This window comes from Streptomyces sp. NPDC012474 (assembly GCF_042955185.1).
In the GTDB taxonomy this organism is placed as follows: domain Bacteria; phylum Actinomycetota; class Actinomycetes; order Streptomycetales; family Streptomycetaceae; genus Streptomyces; species Streptomyces cahuitamycinicus.
Genome location: NZ_JBIBEP010000028.1, coordinates 1 through 14,511, shown reverse-complemented (window position 1 = coordinate 14,511; position 14,511 = coordinate 1). Strand labels below are relative to the sequence as shown.

At 69.7% G+C, this 14,511-nt stretch carries 15 protein-coding genes; 13 read left to right on the top strand and 2 right to left on the bottom strand.

The genetic code is table 11. The annotated features are described in order from the left end of the window. Positions 1-146 precede the first annotated feature (146 nt). The 9 genes from ACFY9S_RS37765 (at position 147) to ACFY9S_RS37725 (ending at position 10,269) form a co-directional block, all read left to right on the top strand. On the top strand, positions 147-935 hold the full coding sequence (locus ACFY9S_RS37765) for an enhanced serine sensitivity protein SseB C-terminal domain-containing protein (RefSeq protein WP_391138192.1): 789 nt from the start codon (positions 147-149) through the stop codon (positions 933-935). 140 nt (positions 936-1,075) lie between these two features. After that, entirely contained in the window at positions 1,076-1,876 is an 801-nt protein-coding gene (locus ACFY9S_RS37760) for an enhanced serine sensitivity protein SseB C-terminal domain-containing protein (protein WP_391138189.1), read from the top strand. 399 nt (positions 1,877-2,275) lie between these two features. Next, positions 2,276-3,274, top strand: coding sequence for an ABC transporter permease (locus ACFY9S_RS37755; protein WP_102908735.1), 999 nt, complete (start codon positions 2,276-2,278; stop codon positions 3,272-3,274). A gap of 77 nt (positions 3,275-3,351) precedes the next feature. Then, complete coding sequence (locus tag ACFY9S_RS37750; RefSeq protein ID WP_391138186.1) at positions 3,352-5,103, top strand: ABC transporter substrate-binding protein; 1,752 nt, start codon at positions 3,352-3,354, stop codon at positions 5,101-5,103. Between the two features lie 69 nt (positions 5,104-5,172). Continuing rightward, a complete protein-coding gene (locus tag ACFY9S_RS37745; protein WP_102908737.1) occupies positions 5,173-6,180 on the top strand; it encodes an ABC transporter permease in 1,008 nt (335 codons plus the stop codon). Beyond that, positions 6,177-7,271 (top strand): oligopeptide/dipeptide ABC transporter ATP-binding protein, encoded by a 1,095-nt coding sequence (locus tag ACFY9S_RS37740; RefSeq protein WP_391138183.1) that lies wholly within the window; start codon positions 6,177-6,179, stop codon positions 7,269-7,271. The genes ACFY9S_RS37745 and ACFY9S_RS37740 overlap by 4 nt, the downstream gene beginning before the upstream one ends. Further along, positions 7,268-8,527 (top strand): dipeptide ABC transporter ATP-binding protein, encoded by a 1,260-nt coding sequence (locus ACFY9S_RS37735; RefSeq protein ID WP_391138180.1) that lies wholly within the window; start codon positions 7,268-7,270, stop codon positions 8,525-8,527. The genes ACFY9S_RS37740 and ACFY9S_RS37735 overlap by 4 nt, the downstream gene beginning before the upstream one ends. A 70-nt stretch (positions 8,528-8,597) precedes the next feature. Beyond that, positions 8,598-9,272, top strand: coding sequence for a trimeric intracellular cation channel family protein (locus ACFY9S_RS37730; protein ID WP_102908740.1), 675 nt, complete (start codon positions 8,598-8,600; stop codon positions 9,270-9,272). Between the two features lie 136 nt (positions 9,273-9,408). Then, entirely contained in the window at positions 9,409-10,269 is an 861-nt protein-coding gene (locus ACFY9S_RS37725) for an acyl-CoA thioesterase domain-containing protein (protein WP_391138177.1), read from the top strand. 250 nt (positions 10,270-10,519) lie between these two features. Here the strand turns inward: ACFY9S_RS37725 and ACFY9S_RS37720 are convergent, their stop codons facing one another. Next, the gene (locus tag ACFY9S_RS37720) at positions 10,520-11,158 is read right to left on the bottom strand and encodes a TetR family transcriptional regulator (protein WP_391138175.1); all 639 of its coding nucleotides are present in this window, start codon (positions 11,156-11,158) and stop codon (positions 10,520-10,522) included. Between the two features lie 116 nt (positions 11,159-11,274). On the opposite strand from ACFY9S_RS37720, the gene ACFY9S_RS37715 reads away from it, so the two are divergent. From ACFY9S_RS37715 to ACFY9S_RS37705, 3 genes are all read left to right on the top strand, one after another. After that, positions 11,275-11,439 (top strand): hypothetical protein, encoded by a 165-nt coding sequence (locus ACFY9S_RS37715; RefSeq protein WP_107308391.1) that lies wholly within the window; start codon positions 11,275-11,277, stop codon positions 11,437-11,439. A gap of 43 nt (positions 11,440-11,482) precedes the next feature. Continuing rightward, complete coding sequence (locus tag ACFY9S_RS37710) at positions 11,483-11,749, top strand: DUF4190 domain-containing protein (protein ID WP_391138172.1); 267 nt, start codon at positions 11,483-11,485, stop codon at positions 11,747-11,749. Positions 11,750-11,889: 140 nt separating this feature from the next. After that, positions 11,890-13,059: an aminotransferase class V-fold PLP-dependent enzyme gene (locus ACFY9S_RS37705; protein WP_391138169.1), complete on the top strand. Its 1,170-nt coding sequence runs from the start codon at positions 11,890-11,892 to the stop codon at positions 13,057-13,059. Between the two features lie 27 nt (positions 13,060-13,086). On the opposite strand, the gene ACFY9S_RS37700 is transcribed toward ACFY9S_RS37705, so the two are convergent. After that, on the bottom strand, positions 13,087-13,752 hold the full coding sequence (locus ACFY9S_RS37700; protein WP_391138166.1) for an N-acetylmuramoyl-L-alanine amidase: 666 nt from the start codon (positions 13,750-13,752) through the stop codon (positions 13,087-13,089). A gap of 60 nt (positions 13,753-13,812) precedes the next feature. Between ACFY9S_RS37700 and mnmA the strand changes: the two genes are divergently transcribed. Further along, a partial coding sequence (gene mnmA, locus ACFY9S_RS37695; protein ID WP_391138163.1) for a tRNA 2-thiouridine(34) synthase MnmA occupies positions 13,813-14,511 on the top strand: 699 nt, incomplete at its 3' end.

Genomic DNA, 14,511 nt, shown 5'->3' with positions numbered 1-14,511 from the left:
TGAGCCCACGCCGTCGTCCACCCGGAGTCGGCTTCACGGGCTGAGCCCACGCCGTCGTCCACAGGGCCGTATTCCCCATGCCCCGCGGAGTCCGGCAGCCGTTAGCCTGTGACCCACAGCAGTGGTTCCAGGCAGGCGGTAGGCAGATGGACATCCCGGCGGGCTTCTCCGCGGACTTCCCGGCGCAGACGCAGACCCACCCGCACGGCGGTTGGCCCGGCAACGAGCTGGAGGAGGTGCTCTCGGCCTCCCTCGGCGCCGGACCGGCGGCCGGCGGGCGGATCGTCGAGGTGCTCGGCCGGAGTTTCGTGTGGATTCCGCTGCCCAACGGCGGCGGCCCGCACAGCGGCCCCCTCGACCTGCCCGGCATCGAGATCGACGGTCAGGCGTTCGTGCCGGTGTTCAGCTCCGAGGAGCAGTTCCGCCAGGTCGTGGGCTCCCACATGTCGTACACCATCGCGCCCGCCGTGGAGTTCGCCCGCGGTCTGCCCCCGCACGCGGGCATCGCCATCAACCCGGGTGGTGTGGTCGGCATCCCGCTGCCGCCGCCCGCGGTGGCCGAGCTGTGCCGGGCCGGCCGGACCTCGCTGGACGGTCACGCGAGCGGCGGCCGGGTCCGCCTCTTCGAGCCCGACTGGCAGGAGGACCCCGTTGACTTCCTCGCCGCCGCCTCCGCCGAGTTCGAGGCGACCGGTGTCGTCGTCACGGCCCGGCGCTGCCTCGCGGCCATCGAGACCGCCGACCCCGTGATGTTCGTCGGCGTCGAACTCTCCCGGTGGGAAGGCGACCTGCGCGCCCTCCCCCTGGACGCCCTCACCCGTGCCGTCACCGCTGTCCCGGCCCCCTGGCCGGTCAACCTCGTCCTCCTGGACGTGGCGGAGGACCCGGTGGGCGTCTGGATGCGGGACCGGGTCCGGCCCTTCTACCAGCGGTAGGGCAGCCCGCTCAGGGGCGCGAGGAACGGCGCGATCAACCACACACAACCCGCACCCGCCCGACGGCGTCCATCCCCGGGGGCTCCCCCGCGGGCTTAAGCTAGGGCACCGTCGAGGCGTTGTACGAAGGGGCGGTAAAGGTGAGCGCGAGCGGCACGGCCGCGGCCGGACAGGTCGAGCACATGCTGCGCCAGGTCACGCCCGGGCGTTACGACGCCTACGAGGCTCTCCTGCGCGCGCTCGCGACCCCGCACAGCGGCCAGATCTGGATGCTCCTGTGGCACGGCCAGGCCGGCTCACCGGACGCCCAGTACGGAAACATGGACGTCGACGGCCACGGCTACGCCCCCTGCGTGACCTCCGCCCAGGAGCTCTCCGCCAGCGGCTGGAACCGCTCCTACGAGGTGGTCGACGGCGTCGACGTCGCCCGTGCGCTCTACCCCGACCACTACGGTCTCTGGCTCAATCCGCACGCCCCCGGCGGAGGCGTCGGCATCCCCTGGCTCGACCTGCGCCGGATCGCCACCGGCCTGGACCGCCAGCCCGCGGGCCCCCTGCGGCTGTCCGAACCCGCCATCGAGATCCCGCAGTTCTACGCCCTGCTCGCGCAGAACGCCCACCGCACCCCGGCCGTCCGCTCGCTGCGCCGCGCCTGGGTGCAGCCCGCGCTCGGGGCGCCGTACCTCGCCATCGGACTGGACGTGTACGACACCTCGCCGCCGGCCGTGGACTCCGTGCGCGCGATGATGCAGCAGTCCCTCGGCGCCGTGCCGGACGGGCTCCCCGTGTCGACCGTCGCGATGTCCGACGAGCACGACCCGGTCGCCATGTGGCTCCGCGCGAAGGCGCGCCCCTTCTACGACCGCGAGGCCCACGCCACCGCCCCCGTTCAGGCCCCGGCCTCCGGCTACGGATACCCGCCGGCCCAGGGCAGGTACTGACCCGGACCGGATCGGCGTCGCCGCATCCGACGTCGCCGCAACGGCCGTTGCCACCTCGGCCGTCCAGCCGGCGGGCGCCGGGTGCTTTGCGTGCGATGTGCAGGTTTCAACGCCGTATCGTCCGGACCACGTGCTCGCGTGTCCGGATAACGGAATCCCTCAGTCGGCATCACGGTTGCGCATACATTCTCCACCAGGCCTGGCGTGTGATCGTAAGCGCGTTGAAGACTCGCCTCTCAGGCGCGAGGCCGTCGATCCTGTGAGCGCTACCGAGCGAAGGATCGGCCCGACGGTGGCCGTACCATCTGCGGACGCCACGCCATCGCCACAGTGGATCAAGCCGCCGACAATGGTGGGCAAGGGGGCCGGTGACCACCGGCGAGAAGGGGCAGGGCACTTGTGACGGCACCGATCGAGACCACCGGATCGCAGGCCGAGGCCCAGCCGGAGGCCGTGCTGGCGGGTGTGAAGTCCCGGCACATCGAGGGACGGTCTCTCGGGCAGATCGCCTGGACCCGTTTCAAGCGCGACAAGGTGGCGGTGGTGGGTGGCATCGTTGTCGTGCTGCTCATCCTCGTGGCGGCGCTGTCCCGTCCGATCCAGGCGCTGCTGGGCCTCGACCCGAACGCCTTCCACCAGGACCTGATCGATCCGAACACCTCCCTGCCCAAGGGTGACTTCGGAGGGATGAGCTGGGACCACCCGCTGGGCGTCGAGCCGAAGTTCGGCCGTGACATCCTCGCCCGCATCCTGGAGGGCTCCTGGGTCTCCCTGGTCGTCGCCTTCGGTGCGACGCTGCTGTCCGTCGTCATCGGCACCGTCATGGGCCTGGTCGCCGGCTACTACGGCGGACGGGTCGACACCGTCGTCAGCCGGCTCATGGACACCTTCCTGGCCTTCCCGCTTCTCCTCTTCGCCATCGCCATCTCCGCGACGCTCCAGGGTGGCGCCTTCGGCCTCGAAGGACTGCCCCTGCACATCTCCGTGCTGATCTTCGTCATCGGCTTCTTCAACTGGCCGTACATGGGGCGCATCGTGCGCGGTCAGACCCTGGCCCTGCGTGAGCGGGAGTTCGTCGACGCCTCCCGGGGGATGGGGGCCGGCGGCCCGTACATCCTCTTCAAGGAACTGCTGCCCAACCTCGTCGCGCCGATCGTCGTCTACTCGACGCTGCTCATCCCGACGAACATCCTCTTCGAAGCCTCGCTGAGCTTCCTCGGCGTGGGCATCCAGCCGCCCCAGGCGTCCTGGGGAGGAATGCTCAACCAAGCCGTCGACTTCTTCGAGGTCGACCCGCAGTACATGATCGTTCCCGGCCTCGCGATCTTCATCACGGTGCTGGCCTTCAACCTCCTCGGTGACGGCCTCCGGGACGCACTTGACCCCCGCAGCCGCTGACGTCCGCGGCTGCGACGCCCGGCTGCGTCCCGAACGTCCCGCCCAACTGTCCAACTACGAAGGGGAATCCGACCATCATGCGAAGGTCAGCAATGGCCGCGGTTGCGGTCGCCAGTAGTGCCGGCCTGCTTCTTGCGGGCTGCAGCAAGGCCGACGAAGGCTCCGACACTCGCAAGGGCGCCGGTGCGAACGCCGCGACCAAGGGAGTGGTGAACACGTCCACCCACAAGGGCGGCACGGTCACCTATGCGAGCTCCGACGCTCCCGAGTCCCTGGACCCGGGCAACATGTACTACGCCTACGGCTACAACTTCAGCCGTCTCTACGCGCGTCCGTTGATGACCTTCAAGCCCGGTCCCGGTGAGGCGGGCAACGAACTCGTCGCGGACCTCGCCGAGGGCAAGGGCACGCCCAGCGACGGCGGCAAGACCTGGACGTACAAGATCCGCCAGGGCGTCAAGCACGAGGACGGGACCGCGGTCACCTCGAAGGACGTCAAGTACGCCGTGGAGCGCTCGAACTTCGCCCGTGACGTGCTCTCCCTCGGTCCCAACTACTTCCAGCAGCTGCTGGACGACCCGGACAAGTACGAGGGCCCTTACAAGGACAAGAGCGACAAGGGCCTCTCGTCCATCGAGACCCCGGACGACCACACGATCGTCTTCCACCTGAACAAGCCGTTCTCCGAGTTCGACTACCTGGTCAGTGCCCCGCAGACGGCCCCCGTGCCGCGGGCCAAGGACACGGGTGTGGACTACACCAAGAAGGTCGTCTCCTCCGGCTCGTACAAGTTCGAGAAGTACGAGGAGGGCAAGCAGATCGTCCTGGTCCGCAACCCCGAGTGGGACGCCAAGACCGACCCGCTGCGCAAGCAGTACCCGGACAAGATCGTGGTGAACCTCAAGGTCAACAAGGCCACGATCGACAAGGACGTGATGTCCGGGGACACCATGATCGACATCCAGGGCACCGGTGTCGACGCGCAGACCCAGGCGCAGATCCTGAACGACAAGGCCGAGATGGCCAACACGGACAACGCGCCGGGCGGTCGCCTGATCTACGCGGCGATCAACACCAAGCTGGCGCCGTTCGACAAGGTCGAATGCCGCAAGGCCGTCGAGTACGCGATCGACAAGACCGCCGTTCAGACCGCGATGGGCGGCCCGATCCGCGGTGACATCGCCACCACCGTCCTGCCCACCGACGTCACGGGTTACGAGAAGACCGACCTGTACGCCACCAAGGACAGCAAGGGCGACGTGGCCAAGGCCAAGGAGCAGCTGAAGGCGTGCGGCAAGGAGGGCGGCTTCAAGACCTCCATCTCGGCCCGCACCGACCGGCAGGGCGAGGTCGACGCGGCCACCGCGATCGTCGGCGCGCTGAAGAAGGTCGGCATCCAGGCGGACATCAAGCAGTACCCGTCCGGCAAGTACTTCTCCGACTACGCGGGCGTGCCCAAGTTCGGCGAGAAGAACAACATCGGTCTGATGATGATGCAGTGGGGTGCCGACTGGCCGACCGGCTACGGCTTCCTGCAGCAGATCGTGCACGGCAAGGCCATCAGCCAGTCCGGTAACAGCAACCTGTCCCAGCTGGACAACCCCGAGATCAACAAGCTGCTGGACGACGCGATCGGCAACACCGACGAGGCCGCCCGCACCAAGGCGTACACCGAGGTCGACAAGAAGGTCATGGAGCAGGCCGCCATCGTTCCGCTGACCTACTTCAAGGTCCTGCTGTACCGCACCCCGCACGCCACCAACCTGGTGTCGTCGTCCGCCTGGAGCGGTCAGTACGACTACCTCAACGTCGGTACCGCCGAGAAGTAGCCCCGGAAGGCAGGTGAAGGCATTGGCGCCCGCGGAGTTCGTCCTCCGCGGGCGCCGGCGCCGGTCCTCGTGATCTCGTACATCATCCGCCGGACGATCGCGGCATTGCTCCTGCTGCTCGTCGTCACCGCGGTCACCTTCGGCATCTTCTTCATCCTGCCGAAGCTCGCAGGGCAGACCCCCGACCAGCTGGCGCAGCAGTACATCGGCAAGAACCCCACCCCCGAGGACATCGCGGCGGTCAAGCGGAACCTCGGGCTCGACCAGCCGGTCTACGTCCAGTACTGGGAGTTCATCAAGGGGATCGTCTCCGGCGCCACGTACGACCTCGGCCCCAGCACGGTCCGCTGTGACGCCCCCTGCTTCGGCTACTCCTTCAAGGACCACATCGAGGTCTGGCCCCAGCTGACCGAGCGACTCCCGGTCACCCTCTCGCTGGCCGTCGGCGCCGCCGTGCTGTGGCTGGTCGGCGGTATCGCGGCCGGAGTGGTCTCCGCGCTCAAGCCGGGCTCGTTCTTCGACCGGTCCGCCATGGGCGTGGCGCTCGCGGGCGTCTCCCTGCCCATGTTCTTCACCGGTCAGCTGGCCTTGCTGCTGTTCAGCTACAAGCTGGAGATCTTCGGCAGGACGTACGTCCCCTTCACCGAGAACCCCTCCCAGTGGGCCAACACCCTGTTCCTGCCGTGGTGTTCGCTGGCCCTGCTCTACTCGGCCATCTACGCCCGGCTGACCCGCTCGGGCATGCTGGAGACAATGAACGAGGACTTCATCCGAACCGCCCGGGCCAAGGGCCTGCGCGAGCGCAAGGTCGTGGTCCGACACGGTCTGCGGGCCGCGCTGACGCCACTGGTGACGGTCTTCGGCATGGACATCGGCCTGCTGCTCGGCGGTGCCGTCATCACCGAGACGGTGTTCTCCCTGCACGGCATCGGTGAGTACGCGGTCCAGGCGATCACCGCCAACGACCTGCCCCCGATCCTCGGGGTGACCCTGCTCGCGGCGTTCTTCGTCGTCTTCATGAACCTTGTGGTGGACCTGCTGTACGCCACGATCGACCCGCGGGTGAGGCTCTCGTGACCGAACTGTCCAAGACCGAGGCCGCCGTCGGCGAGCCCACGCCCGCAGGCGGGACCCCCCGGGCCTTCCTGGACGTGCGCGACCTCAAGGTGCACTTCCCCACCGACGACGGCCTGGTGAAGTCCGTCGACGGCCTCTCCTTCCAGCTGGAGAAGGGCAAGACCCTCGGCATCGTGGGCGAGTCCGGCTCCGGCAAGTCCGTGACCTCGCTGGCCGTCCTTGGTCTGCACCGCCTGGGCAACCGGGGCAAGAACGTGCAGATGTCCGGGGAGATCTGGCTCGACGGCAAGGAGCTCGTCTCGGCGAGCCCCGACGAGGTGCGCCGGCTGCGCGGCCGCGAGATGGCGATGATCTTCCAGGACCCGCTGTCCGCGATGCATCCGTACTACACGGTCGGCAACCAGATCGTCGAGGCGTACCGCGTCCACAACAAGGTCGACAAGAAGACCGCCCGCAAGCGTGCCGTCGAACTGCTCGACCGGGTCGGCATTCCCGAGCCTGCCAAGCGGTTCGACAACTACCCGCACGAGTTCTCCGGCGGTATGCGCCAGCGTGCCATGATCGCCATGGCCCTGGTCAACAACCCGGAACTGCTGATCGCGGACGAGCCGACCACGGCCCTCGACGTCACCGTGCAGGCGCAGATCCTGGACCTCATCCGGGACCTGCAGAAGGAGTTCGGCTCCGCCGTCATCATCATCACGCACGACCTCGGCGTGGTCGCCGAGATCGCCGACGACATCCTCGTGATGTACGGCGGGCGATGCGTGGAGCGCGGCCCGGTCGACAAGATCTTCTACGAGCCGCAGCACCCCTACACCTGGGGGCTGCTCGGTTCGATGCCGCGCATCGACCGGGCGCAGACCGACCGGCTCATCCCGGTCAAGGGCCAGCCGCCCAGCCTCATCAACGTCCCGTCGGGGTGCGCGTTCCACCCGCGCTGCCCGTACGCGGACGTCCCCGATGGCGGGGTCACCCGCACCGAGCGCCCGGAGCTGCGCGAGGTCGGCGGCAGGCACCACGTCGCCTGCCACCTGTCGCAGGAAGACCGCAGCCGGATCTGGACCGAAGAGATTGCGCCGAAGCTGTGAGCGAGACTGAGACCCGGGCCGGGACGTCGGCCGCGCGGACCGAGAAGCCGGCCGCAGACGAGAAACCGCTGCTCAAGGTCGAGGGACTGGTCAAGCACTTCCCCGTCAAGAAGGGCCTGCTGCAGCGGCAGGTCGGGGCGGTCAAGGCCGTGGACGGCATCGACTTCGAGGTCCGCCGCGGCGAGACCCTCGGGGTCGTCGGCGAGTCCGGCTGCGGCAAGTCGACCATGGGCCGTCTCATCACCCGGCTGCTCGAACCCAGCGGCGGGAAGATCGAGTTCGACGGTACGGACATCACGCACCTCGGCACGGGCGGGATGCGCCCGTTGCGCCGCGACGTACAGATGATCTTCCAGGACCCGTACGGCTCGCTGAATCCCCGGCACACCATCGGCACGATCGTCTCCGCGCCGTTCAGGCTCCAGGGCGTCGAGCCCGAGGGCGGGGTCAAGAAGGAGGTCCAGCGCCTCCTGGAACTGGTGGGTCTGAGCCCGGAGCACTACAACCGCTATCCGCACGAGTTCTCCGGCGGTCAGCGTCAGCGCATCGGCATCGCCCGGGCGCTCGCACTGAAGCCGCGGATGGTCGTGGCGGACGAGCCGGTGTCCGCGCTCGACGTGTCGATCCAGGCGCAGGTCGTGAACCTGATGGACGACCTCCAGGACGAGCTCGGCCTGACGTACGTGATCATCGCCCACGACCTCTCCGTCGTACGGCATGTGTCCGACCGCGTCGCGGTGATGTACCTCGGCAAGATCGTCGAACTCGCCGACCGGGACGCGCTCTACACGTCGCCGATGCACCCGTACACCAAGGCGCTGATGTCGGCGGTGCCGATCCCGGATCCCAAGCGACGTACGGCGAAGAGCGAGCGCATCCTGCTGCGCGGTGACGTGCCTTCACCGATCGCCCCGCCGAGCGGCTGCCGCTTCCACACCCGGTGCTGGAAGGCGACGCAGGTCTGCACGACGACCGAGCCGCCGCTGGCGGAACTGCGGCCCGGCCAGCGGGTGGCGTGCCACCACCCGGAGAACTTCGAGGACCAGCAGCCGCAGGACACGGTGCTGCTGTCCGTGGCCAAGGAGGCGGCGGCACTGGTCGCCGACGAGGTGCTGGCCGAGTCGGCACAGACGTCGGCGGCGGTGGCGGCGGAGAGGGAGCCGGAAGCCTCCGGGGAGGCTGCCGAGACGGAGGCGGAGGAACCCGCTGAGGAAGTGGCGAAGAAGTCTGCCTCGAAGGAGCCCGAGGGCAAGTGACCCGGCCCTGCCGGAGCGCCTCTGCCTTGAGAATTAAGGCAGAGGCGCTCCGGCAGGTAAAAATGTTCGGGTGCTCCAGCAACTCTTCAGCCCGTCCGTCCAGCACACGCTCGACCTGATCGGCATCTTCGTCTTCGCGATCTCCGGCGCCCTGCTGGCCGTGCGCAAGAACTTCGACGTGTTCGGCATGGCCGTCCTCGCCGAGGTCACCGCGCTGGGCGGCGGGCTCTTCCGCGACCTGGTCATCGGAGCCGTACCGCCCGCCGCCTTCACGGACCTGGGGTACTTCCTCACCCCGCTGCTCGCCACGCTCCTCGTCTTCTTCCTGCACCCCCAGGTCGAACGCATCCAGGTCGCGGTCAACGTCTTCGACGCGGCCGGCCTCGGCCTGTTCTGCGTCGTCGGCACGATCAAGGCCTACGAGTACGGGCTCGGCCTGACCGCCTCGGCCGGACTGGGGCTGACCACCGCCGTGGGCGGCGGTGTACTGCGGGACGTGCTCGCCAACGAGGTGCCCTCGCTGCTGCGCTGGGACCGCGACCTGTACGCCGTCCCGGCCATCGTCGGCTCCGCCCTCGCCGCCCTGTGCATCCGCTACGACGCCCTGAACCCGCTCACCAGCTCTCTCGCGGTGATCACCGCCTTCGTACTGCGCCTGCTCGCGATGCGGTACCACTGGCGAGCTCCGCGGGCGTGGCACCGGCGCTCGACGGTGAGCGAGGAGGAACAGCCCGTCCTGCCGTGACGGGCCGGGTACGAGTCGGACACTTACCGAGGATGCCCGTGTCTCGCCAAGGCGTGACCAGGCATGATCAGGCATGGCCCAGGCCTGCGCGCAGGCAAAGCTACCGCTTAGTAGTAACGTCTTGTACTGTTCAGCCATGCCAGAAGCAGCCACCGCCCCGGCCACCCGGGCCACGATCGGCGACAGCGAGTTCGACCGCGACACCGCGCTCACCCGCCGCGCACCCGGCGTCTACGACATCGACCTCTCCGCCGGCTGGACGATCATCAGCGCCGTCAACGGCGGCTACCTGCTGGCCGTCCTGGGACGCGCCCTCGCGGACGCCCTCCCGCACGCCGACCCCTTCACGATCTCGGCGCACTACCTGACCGCGTCACAGCCCGGTCCGGCGGTCGTCCGCACGGACGTCGTCCGCACCGGCCGTACCCTCTCGACCGGCCAGGCCTCCCTCCTCCAGTACGACGACGAGGGCCGCGAGGTGGAACGCATCCGCGTGCTGGCCTCCTACGGCGACCTGGACACCCTGCCCGACGACGTCCGTACGACCGCCCGGCCGCCCGCGATCCCGCCGATGGAGCACTGCTTCGGCCCGGAAGACGGACCCGCCCCGGTCGACGGCAGCTCGGCCATCACCGACCGGCTGATGCTCAAGCTCGACCCCTCGACCCTGGGCTGGGCCCTCGGTCAGCCCTCCGGCAAGGGCGAGATGCGGGCCTGGTTCGGCCTCGCGGACGGGCGCGACCCCGACCCGCTGTCCCTGCTGCTCGCGGTGGACGCGCTGCCGCCCACCGCCTTCGAGATCGGACTGAAGGGCTGGGTCCCCACAGTCGAGCTGACCGTGCACGTGCGCTGCCGTCCGGCGCCGGGTCCGCTGCGGGTGTCGATCACCACGCGCAACCTCGCCGGCGGCTTCCTGGAGGAGGATGCCGAGGTGTGGGACAGCGCGGACCGGCTGGTCGCGCAGTCCCGGCAGCTGGCGCGGGTCCGGCTGGGCTGAACCTTCCCTCGCTGACAGGCGGTTCACAGGGCGGTCCCAGGGTCGGCCCGTACGGTTACGGCGCTGGTTGAGTGCTCGCCTCAGGGCTCCCTCGACCTGGGCGCGGCAGGGGCGGCGCGTCCGGCGAACGGGCGCGTCGCCCCTGTGCGTTGTGTTCTGTGTGTCGTGCCCTGTGTGTCGTGCCCTGTGCGGGTGCGGGTGCGGGTGCGGGTGCGTTGCGCGTTGCCCGTTGCGCGTTTGCGCGAGGGTGTCAGTCCAGCCAGTGCTGCCGGCCGAGGCCGATCAGCCGCATCTGTCGGGTCGCCAGCTGAGTGACGTACCGGGTCCGGTCCGCGCGCTCCTCCTCCGGCCCCTCCAGAACCTCCAGGAACAGCGACGCCGTGCTCAGCATCTGGTCGACGTAGAGGTGCGCGAGCATCAGCAGGTCGTCCTCGCTCCAGCCGCGCGACACCGGGTCCTCGGCCAGCTCGACCTCGACCTCCTGGGCGAAGCGGGCCAGTTGCTCCCGTATCGCCTCCCGGACCGGCTGGACTCCGCCATGTCGTTCACGGGCGATGAACCGGACATGGGCGGGGTACCCGTCGACGTGACGGGCGATCAGGTCGATGGCGCGCGCGACGCGTTCCTCCGGGTCACCCGTCGCGGACACCGTCGTCCGGATCATCGGGTGCAGGCTGCCCAGCGCCTCCTCGACCAGGGCCACGCCCAGATCCGCCGTGGAGCGGAAGTGGCGGTAGAAGGCGGTCGGGGCGACACCGACGGCGCGGGTGACCTCGCGCAGTCCCAGGCTGCTCAGGCTCTGCTCCTCCAGCAGCGCCAGGGCCGCGTCCAGGAGTGCCTGCCGGGTCTTCTGCTTCTGGGCCTGCCGGATGCCGAGGGTGTGACTCATGACATGCAGTTAACAACTGTTCTCTGGAATTGGAAAGTCATGAGAGACGTTAGACTGGGAAGTCAGTGAACAACTGTAACCGCAATCGTTCACCGAAACTCTGGGGGCTGTTTCCCATGCTGTTCATCGTCGCCGCACTCCTGCTGCTGGGGGTCGTCCTGGGCACCGTGGCCCACGCGCCGCTCACGTTCTCCCTGGCCGCAGGCGCCGTCATCGCCGTCTGGCTCGGTATCTTCGCGGTCCGCGAGCGCGGCCGCCGACGCCACACGCAGGCCCACTGACACCGTCCGCCACCCTTCGAACCGACTCCGGGAGTCGATCATCATGCAGCTCACCGCTCCGGCCTCGCACCGCACCGGCATCCGTGACACCGACGGCATGGCCGTCGCGTCCTTCGTCCTCGGCCTGCTCGGCCTGCTCGTGCTCAACCTCTTCCTCGGCCCGATCGCCATCGCGCTGGCGAGCGTCGCCCTGTGGCGCGGCACCGAGCGCCGCGGCCGCGCATGGCTCGGCCTGAGCCTGGGCATCGCCGACCTGCTGGTCCTCGCTGCCTTCATGGAGTTCGACAGCACGATCTCGTGGAGCTTCTGAGCCGCCGTCGGACAACCGTCCGCCGGTACGCCGCGGCCGGGCCCGAGGGCGACGGGCCGTCGCCGCGCCGGAAAGCGGTTCACGCTCGGCCAGCCTTGCTCTGAGGCCGGTCGAAGGGGAGCCGTAGAATCGGGCTCACCATGGCTTACCTCGACCACGCCGCGACCACCCCGATGCTCCCGGAGGCGGCAGAGGCGCTCACCGCGCAGCTGGGTGCCACCGGCAACGCGTCCTCCCTCCACGCATCCGGCAGGCAGGCCCGCCGCACCGTCGAGGAGGCCCGCGAGACTCTCGCCGAAGCCCTCGGCGCCCGCCCCAGCGAGGTCGTCCTCACCTCGGGCGGCACAGAGGCCGACAACCTCGCCGTCAAGGGCCTTTACTGGTCACGCCGTGACGCCGACCCGGCCCGCACCCGTGTCCTCGCCAGCCCCGTCGAGCACCACGCGGTCCTCGACGCCGTGCACTGGCTCGGCGAACACGAGGGCGCCACCGTCGAGTACCTCCCGGTCGACCCCCACGGCCGCGTCCACCCGGACACCCTGCGCGAGGCGATCGCCCGCAACCCCGACGACGTGGCCCTCGCCACCGTCATGTGGGCGAACAACGAGATCGGGACGATCCTGCCCGTCCGTGAACTCGCCGACGTGGCAGCCCAGTTCGGAGTGCCGCTGCACTCGGACGCCGTCCAGGCCTTCGGCCAGGTCCCGGTGGACTTCGCCGCCTCGGGACTCGCCGCGATGACGGTCTCGGGCCACAAGATCGGCGGCCCCTACGGCATCGGCGCGCTGATCCTCGGCCGTGAGCACACCCCCGTGCCGGTCCTGCACGGCGGCGGCCAGGAACGCCATGTGCGCTCCGGAACCCTCGACGTCCCGGCCATCGCCTCCTTCGCCGTAGCCGGGCGGCTGGCCGCCGAGCAGCGCGAGTGGTTCGCCCGCGAGATCGGCGCCCTGCGCGACTCCCTCGTCAGCGCGGTCCGTTCCGCCGTGCCGGACGCGATCCTCGGCGGCGACCCGGACCCGGAGGGGCGCCTCCCGGCCAACGCGCACTTCACCTTCCCCGGCTGCGAGGGCGACTCCCTGCTGCTCCTCCTCGACGCCCAGGGCATCGAGTGCTCCACCGGCTCCGCCTGCACCGCCGGCGTCGCCCAGCCCAGCCATGTCCTCCTCGCCACCGGCACCGACCCCGACCTGGCCCGCGGCACCCTGCGCTTCTCCCTCGGCCACACCTCCACCGAGGCCGACGTCGAGGCCCTGGCGAAGGCCATCGGCCCGGCAGTGGAACGGGCGAGGGCGGCTGGACTGACCTAAGGGGCTTCAGACAGCGGGCCCCTGCGGTCAGGCCGGTGTCGTGCGCGCCCGGCGTACCAGGCGCATGTACTTGTCCCAGTCCCAGTGCGGCCCCGGGTCCGTGTGGTCCGTGCCCGGGACCTGCACGTGGCCGATGATGTGCTCGCGATCGACGGGTATGTCGTAGCGGGCGCAGATCCGGGCCGTGAGACGGGCCGAGGCCTCGTACATCTCGTCCGTGAGGTCCTGCGGGCGGTCCACGAAGCCCTCGTGCTCGATGCCGACACTGCGTTCGTTGTAGTCGCGGTTGCCCGCGTGGTAGGCCACGTCCAGCTCGCGGATCATCTGCGCGACATGCCCGTCCTGGCGGACGATGTAATGCGTGGCCGCCTTGTGCCCCGGGTCCCGGAAGGCCTTCACAGCGCTGTCGAAGCTGCCCTGCGTGACATGGACGATCACCATGTCTATGCCGAAGTCGTCCGGGCGGTCCGCGCGGCGCCAGTTCGCCTCGGAGGCCGCCACCCAGCGCGCGCCCGTGTAGTCGACCGCGCCCTCTTCGCGCGGCTTCTCGACGCCCGGTGTCCGCCACCACAGCCGCGCCAGCTCGTCCCGGGCGAGCACGGCGGAGCCCGCCGCGGCCACCGTGCCACCGATCAGCAGCGCGCGGCGGCCGACCTTCCGGTCGCCGTCCCTCGAAGCCTTCCGCTCTCCCATGTGATCGTCAACGGATACCCGGCGGCCGTGGTTCCCGCGCCCCCTTACCCTGGAAGGGTTATGACTGAGACCCCGCAGCGCCCCCGCCCCCTCCGCGTCCTGGCCGCCATGTCCGGCGGTGTCGACTCCGCCGTAGCCGCCGCCCGCGCGGCCGAAGCGGGCCACGACGTGACCGGCGTCCACCTCGCGCTCTCCGCCAACCCCCAATCCTTCAGGACCGGCGCGCGGGGCTGCTGCACCATCGAGGACTCACGCGACGCCCGCCGCGCCGCGGACGTCATCGGCATCCCGTTCTACGTGTGGGACCTCGCCGACCGTTTCCGCGAGGACGTCGTCGAGGACTTCGTCGCCGAGTACGAGGCCGGCCGCACCCCCAACCCCTGCCTGCGCTGCAACGAGAAGATCAAGTTCGCCGCCCTCCTCGACAAGGCGCTCGCGCTGGGCTTCGACGCGGTCTGCACGGGCCACTACGCCCAGGTGATCGTGCGCGAGGACGGCACCCGCGAGCTGCACCGCGCCTCCGACATGGCCAAGGACCAGTCGTACGTCCTCGGCGTCCTGGACGACCGGCAGCTCGCCCACGCGCTGTTCCCGCTCGGCGACACCGTCACCACCAAGGACGAGATCCGCGCCGAGGCCGAGCGCAGGGGCCTGGCCGTGGCCAAGAAGCCCGACTCGCACGACATCTGCTTCATCGCCGACGGCGACACCCAGGGCTTCCTGGCCTCCCGCCTCGGCAAGGCGGAGGGCGACATCGTC